Below are 11,429 nucleotides of genomic sequence, written 5' to 3'. Positions count from 1 at the left end.
CGACGACGCGGGTGACCTGCGCGGCGTCGGTGACGTCCATGACCCGGCCGATCACGCTCGAGCCGTCGCCCGTCCCGTGCTCGACGACCTCGCGGACCGCCGTGTCGTCGAGGTCGGTGACAACGATCGCGGCGCCCTGCTCGGCGAACCGGCGCACCACCGCGCGCCCGATACCGCCGGTGGCTCCCGTCACCATCGCGACCCGACCGGACAGCTCGCCGTCACCGGACATGCCGGCAAAGATAGCGGTGCAACCAGGCAACCGGAGCGCCGGTACCGGTCCCCGGGGCGACTCAGCCCGCCGGTCGCGGTTAAGTTGAGCTATGCCACTCGACGGGGTGTACGACCAGAGTCCGGAACAATGGGTACGCGACCAGGTTGCGCTCTACGAGCGCACCGGCGGCGCGGAGGGCAACACGCTGCGCGACCGCGGCCTGCCCATCGCGGTGTTCACGATGCGCAAGCGCCGCAACGGGCACCTGCGCAAGGTGCCGCTCATGCGGGTCGAGCACGACGGCAGATACGCGCTCGTCGCCAGCAAGGGTGGCGCGCCGCAACACCCGGTCTGGTACTACAACCTGCTGGAGCACCCGGAGATCGAGGTGCAGGACGGCCCCGCGCCGTTCGACGCGCGGGTGCGGGAGTTGCACGGCGACGAGCGGACGGAGTGGTGGGAGCGCGCGGTCGCCGCCTACCCGGACTACGCCGACTATCAGAAGCGCACCGACCGCGAGATCCCGGTCTTCCTGGCCGAACCCGTCCAGCCGGCCGCCTGACGCCGCCGTCGATCAGACAGGAGGACGATGGACCAGCTCGCGTTGCAGCAGCTGGGCCGGCAGCCGCTCGACTGGCGGGCCAAGGGGTGGCCGGCACTGCCACCGGGAACCACGGTGGAGCAGTTCGTGGCCGACCGGCCGTCGCTGTTCACCGCCGGCTTCCTGCCCCCCGTCATGGTGCTGCGCGACAGCGCAGTCGACGCCAACGTCGCGACGATGGCCGACTTCTGCGCGACCCGGGGGATGCTCCTCGCCCCGCACGGCAAAACGCACATGGCGCCGCAGCTCGCCGCCCGGCAGCTGGCCGGCGGCTCCTGGGGCATCACGGTCGCCGCTATCAGCCAGGCCCGGGTCTACCGGGCCTTCGGTGTACGACGGCTGCTGCTCGCCAACGAGCTGGTGGACCCGGCCGGGGTGGCCTGGGTGCTGGACGAGCTCGCGGCCGACCCGGACTTCGAATTCTTCTGCTACGTCGATTCGACGGCCGGCGTCGACCTGATCGCGGCGGCCCTCGACGGCGCGCCGGGCTCGAGGCCCCTCGACGTCCTCGTCGAGGTCGGTCCGACCGGCGCCCGCACCGGCTGCCGCACGGTCGCGCAGGCGGTGACGGTCGCCAAGGCGGCGAGCGCGGTGCCACGGCTGCGGGTGTGCGGAGTCGCCGGCTACGAAGGCGGGATCGGGCAGAGCGGGCTGCCCGACGCCGAGACGCTGGCCGCCGTACGGGACTTCATGGGCCTGATCCGCGACGCCGGGCAGGCGGTCGTGCACGCCGACCTGCTCGGCCGCGACGACCTCATCGCCTCCGCCGGCGGCAGCACCTACTTCGACGTCGTCGCCGACGAACTCGGGTCGGGCTGGACAGTCGACCGCGATGTCACGCCCGTCCTCCGCAGCGGTTCCTACCTCACCCACGACTCGCTGCTCTACGCGGAACGGTCCCCGTTCGCCGAACGACTCGACGGCGAGCTGATCGCGGCCCTCGCCGTGTGGGGCACTGTCCTGTCCGTGCCCGAGCCGGGCCTGGCGCTCGTCGGCGGCGGCCGGCGCGACTTCCCGTTCGACAGCGGGATGCCGCTGCCGCAGGTGATCCGGCGGGCCGCCGACGGCACGACCCGGCCCGCCACCGGACTGACGGTGACGGCGCTCAACGACCAGCACGCCTACCTGCGGCTGGACGACGACGCCGACGACGTACGCGTCGGCGACTGGATCCGGTTCGGTATCTCGCACCCGTGCACCGCGTTCGACAAGTGGTCGCACATCGCAGTCGTCGACGACGAGGACCGGGTCGTCGACTGCGTCCGCACGTTCTTCTGACAGACCTACGACGAAGGGACGTCCCACCATGAGCATCCGCGCCGTACACACCGACAAGGCGCCGAGTCCCAAAGGCGCCTATTCGCAGGGCGTGGTCGCCAACGGATTCCTCTACACAGCGGGCTTCGGCCCGCACGACCCGGTGAGCGGCCAACTCGTCGGAACCAACGCGGCCGAGCAGACCGTTCAGGTCCTCACCAACGTGCAGGCGGTCCTGGCGACCGAGGGCCTCGACCTGTCCGACGTCGTGAAGACGACGGTGCACCTGCACGACCTCGACTCCGACTTCAAGGACTTCAACGCCGCCTACGAGAAGGCGTTCAGCGAGCCCTATCCGGTGCGCACGACGGTCGGCTCGCGGCTGGCCGGCATTCTCGTCGAGATCGACGTCGTCGCCGCGCTCCGCTCGGCGGGCTGAGCGCCGCATGTTCGACACCGTGCTGCGTGGCGGATTCGTCCTCGACGGCTCCGGCGGTCCCACCTTCCGGGCCGACGTCGGGGTGTCCGACGGCCGGATCGCCGCCGTCGACCCCGACGGCCGCGATCGGGCGGACGCCCGGCGGGAGGTGGACGTCGCCGGCCTGGTGGTGGCACCGGGATTCATCGACATGCACGCCCACTCCGACCTGCAGATCCTGGCCAACCCGGAGCACCGGCCCAAGGTGACGCAGGGCGTGACGCTCGAGGTGCTGGGCCAGGACGGGCTGAGCTACGCGCCGATCGACGACGACGTGCTCCCCCAGCTCCGCCAGGTGATCGCCGGCTGGAACGACGACCCGGCCGACTTCGACTGGTCGTGGCGGTCGGTGGGCGAGTACCTCGACCGGCTCGATCAGGGCATCGCCGTCAACGCGGCGTACCTGGTGCCGCAGGGGACGCTGCGGATGATGCACCTCGGCTGGGACGACCGCCCGGCCACCGACCGGGAACTCGACGCGCAGCGCACGTCGTTGGACGCCGCGCTCGGGCAGGGCGCCCTCGGCATGTCCTCCGGTCTCACCTACCCACCCGGCATGTACGCGCCGACGGACGAGCTGGTCGCGCTCTGCGAGGTCGTCGCCCGACGCGGCGGCTACTACAGCCCGCACCACCGCAGCTACGGCATGGGCGCGCTCGACGCCTACGCCGAGATGATCGACGTCTCCCGCCGGTCCGGCTGCCCGGTGCACCTCACCCACGCCACCATGAACTTCCCGGTCAACCACGGCCGCGCCGGCGAACTGCTGGCCCTGCTCGACGACGCGATCAGCGACGGGGTCGACGTCACGCTCGACAGCTACCCCTACGCCGCGGCCTGCACCACCCTGTCGTCGCTGCTGCCGAGCTGGTCGACCCGCGGCGGCGCGGAGGCCGTGCTGGCCCTGCTCCGCGACCCGGCCGGTCGCGAACGCATCCGCGTCAGCATCGAGGAGACCGGCTCGGACGGGAGCCACGGGGTGCCCGTCGACTGGGACACCGTCGTCGTGGCCGGTGCCCGCAACCCATCGTTGGCGCCGTACGTCGGCCGGTCGATCGCGGCCATCACCGCCGAGGGCGGACGCAAGGCCTACGACGTCTACGCCGACATCCTGCTCGAGGACGAGCTCGGCACCACCTGCGTGCTCGAGGTCGGCGACGAGGACAACGTGCAGACGATCATGCGGCACCCGGCCCACATGGTCGGCAGCGACGGGATCCTGGTCGGCGCCCGGCCGCACCCGCGCGCCTGGGGCACCTTCCCGCGCTACCTCGGCCACTACGCGCGTGAGCTCGGGGTGTTGGCCCTCCCCGAGGCCGTCGCGAAGATGACCTCCCGACCGGCCCGCCGGCTGGGCCTGGCCGACCGGGGCCGGGTCGAGCCGGGCTGCGTGGCCGACCTCGTCGCGTTCGACGCCGACCAGGTCGCCGATCGGGCGACCTACGCCGACCCCAAGCAGCCGGCCGCCGGGCTCCCCTATGTGATGGTCAACGGCACCTTCGTGATCGACGACGGTCGACACACGGGCGCCTTGCCCGGGCGCTCGGTCCGGGCCGGAGCCGCCTAGGCTTGGCCGGTGACCATCGAGACGGACTACCGGCTCACCCAGTACGCGCACGGCGGCGGCTGCGCCTGCAAGATCCCGCCCGGCGAGCTCGAGGACGCCGTCGCCGGGCTGATCGGGTCGGCCGGGCCGGTCGATCCGGCCGGCGAGCTGCTGGTCGGCCTCGAGGACGGCGACGACGCGGCGGTCGTCCGGCTCCCGGGCGGTCTCGCGTTGGTCGCCACGACCGACTTTTTCACTCCGGTCGTCGACGACGCCTACGACTGGGGCCGCATCGCCGCCGCCAACGCGCTGTCCGACGTCTACGCGATGGGTGGACGCCCGGTCGTGGCGGTCAACCTGCTGGCCTGGCCGCGGGAGGTGCTGCCGTTCGACCTCGTCCGCGAGGTGCTGCGCGGCGGCCTCGACGTCAGCCGCGCCGCCGGCTGTCATCTCGCCGGTGGCCACAGCGTCGACGACCCCGAGCCGAAGTACGGGATGGCGGTCACCGGTGTGGTCGACCCCGACCGGATGATGCGCAACAACTCGGGCCGGGCCGGTCTGCCCCTGTCGCTGACCAAGCCGCTGGGGCTCGGCGTACTCAACTCCCGGCACAAGGCCACGGGCGAGGTCTTCCCGGAGGCGGTCGAGACCATGACCACCCTCAACCGCGACGCCGCCGAGGCGGCCGTGGCCGCGGGCGTCGTCTGCGGCACCGACGTGACCGGCTTCGGCCTGCTCGGCCACCTGCTCAAGCTGGCCCGGGCAAGCAACGTGACGGCCGTCATCGATGCGGCCGCGGTGCCCTATCTGGACGGGGCGCGCGAGGCGCTGCTCAACGGCTTCGTCAGCGGCGGCACGCGGCGCAACCTCGCCTGGGCCGCCCCCGACTCCGACCTGTCCGCGGTGGACGAGTCGGAGGCGCTGCTGCTCGCCGATGCGCAGACGTCGGGGGGCCTGCTGCTCGCCGGCGAGGTGCCCGGCGCCCCTGTCATCGGGGAACTCGTGCCCCGCGGCGACCGCCTCGTGGTCGTCCGCTGACCGGTCAGCCCTTGACGGCGCCCGAGGTCAGCCCGCGCACGTAGTAGCGCTGCAACGCGACGTAGAGAATCACGCACGGCACCATCGCGATGACCGCGCCGGAGACGAGGTAGCCGAAGTTCACCTGCCCATAGGTGCCGCTCTCGACGTTGAGCAGCGCCACCGGCAGCGTGATCCGGCTGTCCTGCGTGATGAAGGTCAGCGCGCCGAGGAACTCCGTCCAGGCGAACAGGAACGCGTAAAGCACCGTCGTGGCGATGCCCGGGACGATCAGCGGCCGCAGCACGTGGAACAGCGTGGTCATGATCCCCGCGCCGTCGACGTAGGCCGAGTCCTCGAGCTCCTTGGGGATCTGCAGGAACGTGTTGCGCATGACGAAGACGCCGAACGGCAGGTTGAACGTGGTGTAGAAGAGGATCAGCCCGACCAGGCTGTTGGTCAGGTGCATCGCGTTCAGCTCGAGGAACAGCGGCGTCAGGATGGCCTGGAACGGCACCATGAGCGTGACGATGATGAGCGCGAAGACGATGCCGGCGCCGCGGAACCGGAACCGGCCGAAGCCGTATCCGGCCAGCGTCGACAGCGCGGCGGTGAGTACGGCGGTGCCGATCGCGACGATCAGGCTGTTGCCGACGTAGCGCAGGATGTGGACGCTGCCGCCGATGAGGCCGCGGTAGTTCGCGAAGGTCAGGCTGGTGAAGTCTTTCCAGGTGGGGGCGGCGGTCACCAGGTCGGGTGCCTGGAAGGACCGGAACACCGCCCACGCCAGCGGCAGCACGAAGATGACGCTGAGGATGATCCCGACGGCGAGGTACGCCGCGAAGCCCCGGCCGTGCGGCTCTTTCATGCGCCGGCGGGCGACTCCCCGGTCTGCGGTGACGCTGGCCATCATGCCTCCGAGGTGTCGTCGCGCAGCAGGAAGAACTGCACCGCGCTGATCACGCCGACCACGATGACGAGGACGATCGACAGTGCCGTGGCTGCTCCGACGTGCAGTTGCACGAACGCCTTCTGGTAGATCCACATGACGACGGTGGTCGTGCTCACCCCAGGCCCGCCCTGGGTGAGGATGAAGAACTGGTTGAACGCGAGGAACGAGCCGATGATCGAGAGAATCAGGCTGAGCGCGATGGTACGGCGCAGCAGCGGAAGGGTGATCCGGAGCTCCTTGTCCCACCACGAGGCGCCGTCGACCTCGGCCGATTCATAGACATCGCGCGGGATCCCCTGCATCCCGGCCATCAGCAGCACCATCGTCAGGCCAGAGGCGTACCAGACCACCAGCACGCACACCGCGGCGATGGCGAGGTTGGTGCGCACCAGCCACGCGGTCGTCCCGTCGGTGAGGCCGACCTTCTGCAGCACGAAGTTGACGGCACCGGAGTTGGGCTGCAGCTCGAGCAGCATCATGAAGCTCTCGGTCGCCAGTCCGACGACGAAGGGCAGAAAGAACGCCGTCCGGAAGAAGGTCGAGCCGAACCGGTTGGCGCGCACCAGGGCGGCGAGGCCGTAGCCCACGAGGAAGATGGGCACCGTGACGATCCCGGTGTAGAGCAACGTGAAGAGCACCGAGTGCAGGAAGACCGAGTCCTTGGGGATGGACGCGTAGTTCTCGACGCCGACGAAGTGGTAGGGGCCGATGAGCGGCCAGTTGGTGAGCGAGATGTAGACCGCGAACCCCAACGGGAAGAGCACGAACGCGGCGACGAAGAGGAACGCCGGGCTGACCAGGGCCATACCGACACCGGGTCGGGAGGTCAGCGACTTCCGCCGCCGGGCCGATTCACGCCGCGCGGGTGCGCTACGCGCCTTCGTGGCCGAGAGCTGCGTCACCGCCCACCATCACCTTTCCGAGTCCGGAGCTGTGCAGATCGCATCTCGCACCGCCTACGATTCGGCCTGTTGCAGGGCGTTGGAGAACGCCGGCTGGGCCGCCTTGAGCGCGCCGTCGATGTCGCCGTCGAAGACCGCCTGCGTGAACATCGTCAGCCACGGCCCGCCCGGCTGGTTGAACGTCACGTTGTAGGCGATCGTCTTGGGCGCGTATCCGTTGCGCAGCGACGACAGCGCGACCGCGTTGAACGGGTACTTCTTCTTGTACGCCGGGGTCAGGACGTCCTCCCGGATCGGCTCGAAGCCGCCCTCCGGCGCGAGCGCCTGCTGCTTCTGCTGCAGCGCGAACTTGACGAACTCCCACGCCCCCGACGCGTTCTTCGACCCCTTCGGGATGCCGAAGTTCGCCCCGCCGTCGAAAGTGCTGTATTTCCCGTCCGGGCCCGGGAGCGCGGTGACCCCGATCTGCTTCTGGAAGGCGGGTGTCGCGGCACCCATCACGGTCCCGTAGCCGGCGGGGAGGATGCCGATCTTGCCGGCCAGGAAGTCCTGTCCCCAGGTGGCGCCGGTTTCGGTCTGCGACTCGGGTGCGGCGAGCTTCTGCGCCCACAGCTGGTGGTAGAGCGCCAGGGTGCGCTTCAACGGCGTGTTCCCCGTGATGTGCGCGGTCTGCTTGCCGGGCTCGCCGTTGAGCAGATAGGTCTTGGTCGCCCAGACGTCGGGAAGCATGGTGAAACCGAGGCAGCCCTCGCAACGCCCGGCGAAGGAGAAACCGTAGGTGCCGTGCCCGAGCGCGGTGATCTTGCGCGAGTCGGCGAGGATCTGCGCGTAGGTCGTCGGCGGCTTGTCCGGGTCGAGACCGGCCTTCTTGAACAGCGTCTTGTTGTACCAGAGCAGCGACACGTCGGCGACGTACGGAGCGCCGTAGTAGTGGCCGTGATCGGTGGTCAGGTTGAGGTGACCCGGGCTCAGCTTGTCCTTGAACGGCAGCTTGTTCACCAGCGGCGTGAGGTCGGTGAACGCCTGGTTGTAGATGAACAGCTGCGAGTTGATGTCGTCGACACCGACCAGGTCGGGCACCGACCCGCTGCGGATCGCGGTCGCCAGCTTCGTGACGTACTGCGTGTCCTGGACCGGGGTGAGCACGACCTTGAGGTGCTTGTGGGTCGCGTTGAACTTGTCGACCACCAGCTGGCCGAACGTCGAGGTGGTGTTGCGGTCCCAGAAATGCACCACGCCGGTCGCGTTGTCGCCGAACCCGGGCGCGTTGACGTCCGGGCCGCTTCCCTCGGTGCCCGATCCGCACGCGGCGAGTACGCCGGCCGCCAGGGCGACCACCGCCGACAGCGCGGCCCGGCGTCGTCTCATCGGCGCGGCGTCCAGACGCGCATCGGGCCGAGCTCGCGGTTGGCCCAGGCGAAGTACGGCACCGCCGTCAGCCGGACCGGTTCGGAGAGTCGCGGCTCCTCGACGGCCGCGCGGTAGAGCGGGGCTGCCGGATCCGCCCGGCGTACCGTCCGCCCGGTCGTCTCGACCACTGTCACTCCGCCGAGGAGGTCCTCGCGGTGCACCTCGGTGAGCGGAGCGTCGTCGAGCAGGAGGTCGTCGACGACGACGCCGTCGGGCTGGTCGGTCTGCTCGAAGCAGTAGACGAGCGGCCCGCGCTCGATCGCCACGCAACCCCGGACGTCGGTCCGCTCGTCGGCGACCGTCCGCCGCGGGGGCATCGGCAGCGTGAGCATGACCCGGTCGCCGCTGCGCCATTGCCGCTCGATCCGCAGGTAGCTGCCCGGCCGCGGCTCGTCGCCGACGTCGGCACCGTTGACCGAGACCTGCGCACCGGCACACCACGCCGGCACCCGCAGCGAGAGCGCCCACGGGCGGTCGGGGGTCTCGCGGATCCGCACCTCGACGCGGCCGTCCCAGGGGTAGTCGGTGGCGACGTCGAGCGCCACGGGTGCCGCACCGACCGCCGCCCGGATCTCCCCGGCGGCGTACTGGTGCAGCTGCACTCCGGCGTCGTCGGTGCTCGCCAGGTAGGTGTCGAGCGACGACAGCAGGCGCATGATGTTCGGCGGGCAGCAGGCGACGTTGAACCACGGCCGCCGCCCGTACGCCGGGTTGCGGCTGTCGTTCTTCTCCGCGTCCGACCGCAGCTGCAGCGCGTTGACGTAGAAGAACTCGCTGCCCCGCAGCGAGATGCCGGCGAGGAAGCCGTTGAACAGGGTGCGTTCGATCAGGTCGGCGTAGCGCGCCTCCCCGGTGGTCAGCAGCATCCGCCAGCTCCAGTGGATGCTGCCGATTGCGGCGCACGTCTCGCAGTAGCCCCGGTCGGCGGGCAGCTCGTACGGGTCACCGAACGCCTCGCCGTCCCAGCGGGAGCCGAGTCCGCCGGTCAGGTAGGTCTTGGAGCCGGTCATGCTCTCCCACTGGCGCACCAGCGCGTCGACGAGCGCCTTGTCACCGGTCTCCGCGTAGACGTCGGTGGCGCCGGCGGCCAGGTACATCGCGCGTACGGCGTGTCCCTCGACAGTGGTGGCCTCGCGGACCGGCACCCGGTCCTGGAAGTAGCTCGAGTCGCGGACCGGCCTGATCAGGCCGTGGCCGCGGGCGTCGATGAAGTAGCGCGCGCTCTGCAGGTAGTCGCGCCGCCCGGTGAGCCGGTAGAGCTCGACGAGGGCGGTCTCGACGACCTCGTGGCCGTCGAGTTCGTTCAGCCGGTCGGTGCCGAACGTCTGCCCGATGTAGTCGGCGAAGCGGGTCGCGACCCGCAGCAGTTCCTCCCGTCCGGTGGCCCGGTACTGCGCGACGGCGGCCTGGATGAGGTGGCCGGCGCAGTAGAGCTCGTGCCCGAACGGCAGGTCGGCGAAGCGGTCGGTGTCGCCGCGGGTGACCTGCACGAACGAGTTGACGTAGCCGTCGGCGGCCTGCGCATCGGCGACGACCGCCGTCACGTCACGTTGCCACCGCGCGAGGGTCTCCGAGGGGGCCCGACCCTGCTCCCAGGCCACCGCCTCGAGCCACTTGTAGACGTCGGAGTCCTGGAACACCGGACCGCGGTAGGTCCCGTCGCCGGTCCCCGCGGCCAGCCGGAGGTTGTTGATGTTGCCGGCCTCGCGCAGCTGCCGCTCACCCTCGGGGATCGTCACGTCACGGTTGACCTGCTGGCGCTGCGCCCACAGTCCGGAGGCGATCCGCGCACCGCCGAGCGGCAGCGGGCGGAGGACCACGGGCGCGTCCGCGGTCGGGTCGACCGGCCCGGCGGAGGCCCGGTCGGCTGCCTGATTGCTCTGCACGCTGTTGTGTCCCCCTCGGACCAGCGGCAGCCGCACGAGCGGTGCGGATGCCGGGACGGAAAACGGTTGCGTCGAGGGACCATAGGCGGTCGGCAAAGGGCGGTCAACCCCGCAATTCACACCGGCGGGAAGCCGCTCTGGGGCGGCAGTTCGGCCCATCGGGCATACTGGTGACCGCAGTTCGCCGAACCGGGCAAAGGTTTGCCGTGCCGGCCCGCTGCGGTGCCGGCGCCCGGACGGCTCGGGTGTCCGATCGGGCCGGGCGGGCCCTAAGGTGAGCGCCGGGCATCGGGCCCGGCCGAGCCCGCGGACCGGGTTCGGATCACCGGACTGAGGTAAGGGTGAGCCATGGATCGCTACACCGTCGGAGTCGACTTCGGCACGCTGTCCGGCCGCGCGCTCGTCGTCCGGGTCGGTGACGGCGCCGAGATGGGTACGGCGGTCTCGGACTACGCGCACGCTGTGATGGACGACCGGCTGGCCGCCACCGGAGCGGCGTTGCCGCCCGACTGGGCGCTGCAGGATCCGGACGACTACGTCGAGGTGCTGCGCACCGCCGTACCGGCCGCGATCGCGGACAGCGGGGTCGACCCGGCGGACATCGTCGGCATCGGCGTCGACTTCACCGCGTGCACCGTGCTGCCGACCCTGCGCGACGGCACCCCGCTGTGCCGGCTGCCGGACCTGGCCGACCGCCCACACGCCTACCCGAAGCTGTGGAAACACCACGCCGCGCAGCCGCAGGCCGACCGCATCAACGCCCTCGCCCACGAGCGCAAGGAACCCTGGATCGGCCGGTACGGCGGCCGGATCTCCTCCGAGTGGGAATACGCGAAGGGCCTGCAGCTGCTCGAGGAGGACCCCGAGGTCTATGACCGTGCCGAACGGTGGATCGAGGGCACCGACTGGATCACCTGGCAGCTGTGCGGAGTCGAGACCCGCAACGCCTGCACCGCCGGCTACAAGGCGATCCGGCAGGACAACCGCTACCCGTCCAAGGACTACCTCGCGGCCCTCAACCCGGCGTTCGCCGACTTCGTCGAGGACAAGATCGACCATCCGCTGTCCTCGCTCGGCGACCGGGCCGGCGGGCTGACCGCGCAGGCCGCGGCGTGGACCGGACTGCCCGAGGGCATCGCGGTCAGCGTCGGCAACGTCGACGCCCA

Annotated in this window: 11 protein-coding genes; 6 read left to right on the top strand and 5 right to left on the bottom strand. The window is 70.8% G+C overall.

Annotation, left to right across the window (positions count from 1 at the left end; translation table 11 throughout):
- The coding region (locus tag VGH85_05225) for an SDR family NAD(P)-dependent oxidoreductase (protein ID HEY2173197.1) at positions 1-232 on the bottom strand (232 nt) is incomplete at its 3' end.
- A gap of 91 nt (positions 233-323) precedes the next feature.
- Between VGH85_05225 and VGH85_05220 the strand changes: the two genes are divergently transcribed.
- The 5 genes from VGH85_05220 to selD are packed head-to-tail and all read left to right on the top strand — an operon-like array spanning position 324 to position 5,134.
- Entirely contained in the window at positions 324-776 is a 453-nt protein-coding gene (locus VGH85_05220) for a nitroreductase family deazaflavin-dependent oxidoreductase (GenBank protein HEY2173196.1), read from the top strand.
- Between the two features lie 27 nt (positions 777-803).
- Complete coding sequence (locus tag VGH85_05215; GenBank protein HEY2173195.1) at positions 804-2,093, top strand: alanine racemase; 1,290 nt, start codon at positions 804-806, stop codon at positions 2,091-2,093.
- A gap of 28 nt (positions 2,094-2,121) precedes the next feature.
- The gene (locus tag VGH85_05210; GenBank protein HEY2173194.1) at positions 2,122-2,511 is read left to right on the top strand and encodes a Rid family hydrolase; all 390 of its coding nucleotides are present in this window, start codon (positions 2,122-2,124) and stop codon (positions 2,509-2,511) included.
- A 7-nt stretch (positions 2,512-2,518) separates the two neighbouring features.
- Positions 2,519-4,117: a D-aminoacylase gene (locus VGH85_05205; protein ID HEY2173193.1), complete on the top strand. Its 1,599-nt coding sequence runs from the start codon at positions 2,519-2,521 to the stop codon at positions 4,115-4,117.
- A 9-nt stretch (positions 4,118-4,126) separates the two neighbouring features.
- Complete coding sequence (gene selD / locus VGH85_05200) at positions 4,127-5,134, top strand: selenide, water dikinase SelD (protein HEY2173192.1); 1,008 nt, start codon at positions 4,127-4,129, stop codon at positions 5,132-5,134.
- Positions 5,135-5,138: 4 nt separating this feature from the next.
- Here selD and VGH85_05195 read toward each other — a convergent pair whose 3' ends face one another.
- Genes VGH85_05195 through VGH85_05180 form a run of 4 tightly spaced genes read right to left on the bottom strand, consistent with a single transcriptional unit; the run spans position 5,139 to position 10,263 of the window.
- On the bottom strand, positions 5,139-6,023 hold the full coding sequence (locus VGH85_05195; GenBank protein ID HEY2173191.1) for a carbohydrate ABC transporter permease: 885 nt from the start codon (positions 6,021-6,023) through the stop codon (positions 5,139-5,141).
- Complete coding sequence (locus VGH85_05190; GenBank protein HEY2173190.1) at positions 6,023-6,967, bottom strand: sugar ABC transporter permease; 945 nt, start codon at positions 6,965-6,967, stop codon at positions 6,023-6,025. Before VGH85_05190 ends, VGH85_05195 begins: the two co-directional genes overlap by 1 nt.
- Positions 6,968-7,021: 54 nt before the next feature.
- Positions 7,022-8,335: a sugar ABC transporter substrate-binding protein gene (locus tag VGH85_05185; protein HEY2173189.1), complete on the bottom strand. Its 1,314-nt coding sequence runs from the start codon at positions 8,333-8,335 to the stop codon at positions 7,022-7,024.
- A complete protein-coding gene (locus VGH85_05180; GenBank protein ID HEY2173188.1) occupies positions 8,332-10,263 on the bottom strand; it encodes a beta-L-arabinofuranosidase domain-containing protein in 1,932 nt (643 codons plus the stop codon). Before VGH85_05180 ends, VGH85_05185 begins: the two co-directional genes overlap by 4 nt.
- Before the next feature lie 348 nt (positions 10,264-10,611).
- Between VGH85_05180 and VGH85_05175 the strand changes: the two genes are divergently transcribed.
- Positions 10,612-11,429 (top strand): FGGY family carbohydrate kinase (locus VGH85_05175; protein ID HEY2173187.1); only part of this gene is annotated, 818 nt, incomplete at its 3' end.

This window comes from Mycobacteriales bacterium, from assembly GCA_036497565.1.
Lineage (GTDB): Bacteria > Actinomycetota > Actinomycetes > Mycobacteriales > QHCD01 > DASXJE01.
This window is presented reverse-complemented; position numbering and strand designations above follow the sequence as displayed.